The following is a 2,123-nucleotide window of genomic DNA, read 5'->3' on the forward strand; positions in this document are numbered from 1 at the left end:
CGCCCGGGGAGGCGCGGGTGTTGTTGCGGGGAACCGGGTCCGCCCAGCGGGGTCCCCTGGCGGGGGGCGAGCCGATCGGCAGTCGGCCGGATGTGCGGGCCGCGGCAGTTTCGTTGAGCCTGGGGGCCGGGACCGTCACGGTGCCGGGGGCGCCGGTGGGGCGGTGCGGGATGCGGTGAGGCTTTCGGGGGCTCCGCCCCCGAGCCCCCGGATCCCCCGGTTACGCCGAAAGGGGCATCGGCACCGGTACTCGTTCCCGTTCGCGGTCCGATGTCCAGGTGCCCAGGGCGATCTCGGCCGTGATGCCGGGGCCGAAGCCCGCGATGATGCCGCGGGCGGAATCGTCGGCGCCGCCGTCCTGGAAGAGGCGCTCCAGGGCGTCGAAGATGACGGCGCTGGCGATGTTGCCCCGCTCGGTGAGGGTCTCGCGGCTATAGCGAAACGTTTCTGGAGCCAGGCCGAGGTAGTGGCTGAGGTCGTCCAGGATGCGGGGGCCGCCGGCGTGGACGATGTAGAAGTCGAGCTCGGAGACGTCCCATTGGTGCGGCTCGGCCATGTCGCGCATGGCCGGGGCGAGCATGGCCATCGTGCCGGGGACCCGCTTGTCCAGGATGAAGTGGAATCCCGTGTCACGCACCCCGTAGGAGATCCACTCCTCCGTGTCGGGCACCAGATGCGAGCCGTTCCGCTCGATCCGTACGCCCGTACCGCCCTCGCCCCGCACCACCGCGCAGGCGATGGCGTCGCCGAAGAGGCCGTTGGAGAGCAGATTGCCGACACCCAGGTCCGTGGGCTGGTAGAGCAGCGAGCAGAACTCGCAGGCCACGATCAGGACGTTCGCCTCCGGGTAGGCCAGGCAGAAGTCGTGCGCGCGGTTGATGGCGGCGCCGCCCGCCGCGCAGCCGAGCTGGGCGATGGGGAGCTGCCGGGTCTCGTTGCGGAAGCGCATGGTGTTGATCAGCCACGCGGTCATCGACGGCATCATGAAGCCTGTACAGGACACGTACACGATCAGGTCGATGTCACGCGTCGTCAGCTCGGCGTGGTCGAGCGCGCGCCGTACGACGGCGGGGACACGGGCCTTGGCCTCACGCTCGTACCGGGCGTTCCGCACGGTGAAGCCGGGGTGCTTGAGCGTGTCCTCGATCGGCTGCACGAGGTGCCTGGTCTGCACTCCCGTATTGCCGATCAGCCGGAGCGCCAGCTCCAGCTGGGGGTGATCGGCGTGCAGGGTGCGCGCCAGATCCAGGGTCTGCTCCCTTGTGATCACGTGCTCGGGGACAGCGATGGCCGGTCTGCACAATGTCGCCATGTCGGCCTCCCAGTCGCAGCGCTCTCTCGATGCCCAGGGCCGCCGAAATGGCGTGCCAGCCTATGTCCACTGCATGCCGCATCGGGAAGCGCGCCACACATATGCTCTGAAAGTTCACCCGAAGAGCGCACATATCGTCATAAACGGAACTTACGTTCATCGAACATACAGCGAGTCCACAGGACCCGCACGGGCTACTCACAGCACATGCCCGCGCCGGGCGGTCCGGTACGTCCCGGCCCGCCCGGCCAGTCCAGTCAGCCCGTTCAGTCCTTGATCTCGCAGATGACCGCGCCCGACGACAGCGACGCCCCCACCTCCGCCGCCAAGTCCTTCACCGTGCCGGAGCGGTGGGCGTTGATCGGCTGTTCCATCTTCATGGCCTCCAGGACCACGACGAGGTCGCCCTCGTCGACCTGCTGACCGTCCTCGACCGCGACCTTGACGATCGTGCCCTGCATCGGCGAGGTCAGCGAGTCGCCCGAGGCCGCCGCGCCCGCCTTCTTCGCCGCACGGCGCTTGGGCCGCGCACCGCCACCGGCGGCCGCGCCCTGGCCGAGGCCCGCGCCGAGCGAGGCCGGGAGCGTCACCTCCAGCCGCTTGCCGCCGACCTCGACCACGACCGTCTCACGGCCCTCGGGCTCGTCCTCGTCGGCACCGGCCGGAGCGGCGAAAGGCTCGATCGTGTTGGTGAATTCGGTTTCGATCCAGCGGGTGTGGACGTGGAACGGGTCGCTGGTGAACGCCGGGTCGGTGACCACCGCACGGTGGAACGGGATCGCGGTGGCCATCCCCTCGACCTGGAACTCCG

The 2,123-nt window shown here is 69.5% G+C and carries 2 protein-coding genes; both read right to left on the bottom strand.

Annotated elements, in window-relative coordinates:
- Positions 1-220: 220 nt before the first annotated feature.
- Positions 221-1,312, bottom strand: coding sequence for a type III polyketide synthase (locus K6I33_RS34470; RefSeq protein ID WP_229358741.1), 1,092 nt, complete (start codon positions 1,310-1,312; stop codon positions 221-223).
- 266 nt (positions 1,313-1,578) lie between these two features.
- On the bottom strand, positions 1,579-2,123 hold a 545-nt coding region (locus K6I33_RS34475; protein WP_229358742.1), incomplete at its 5' end, for a biotin/lipoyl-containing protein.

It is taken from the genome of Streptomyces sp. UNOB3_S3, assembly GCF_020740895.1.
In the GTDB taxonomy this organism is placed as follows: domain Bacteria; phylum Actinomycetota; class Actinomycetes; order Streptomycetales; family Streptomycetaceae; genus Streptomyces.